1 protein-coding gene is annotated in these 248 nt (G+C 63.3%); it reads right to left on the reverse strand.

What is annotated here, in order from left to right; translation table 11 throughout:
* Positions 1-248, reverse strand: a 248-nt coding sequence (locus AC0L3B_RS40040) for an inositol monophosphatase family protein (RefSeq protein ID WP_473383503.1), incomplete at both ends; no start/stop codon positions are given.

A 248-nucleotide genomic window follows, 5' to 3' on the forward strand; every position in this document is an offset into this window, starting at 1 on the left:
GCCACACCCGCCCTCACCGAGATCGGCCGACGGCCGATGATCTGGTAGTCACCATTGACATCGATTGCTTCCGCGCTGCCCGGTCGGCCGGAAAAGAAGCGTCCGGTGCATGGCGCGAAGACGACACCGATCTCCGGCACGCCGTGGCGAACGAGCGCGATGTTGACGGTGAAGTCGGTCCTGCGATTGACGAATTCCTTGGTGCCGTCGAGTGGATCCACCAGGAAGAAGGCGTCGTCGAGATCGGG

The sequence above is a fragment of the Bradyrhizobium sp. Kon56 genome (assembly GCF_055807635.1).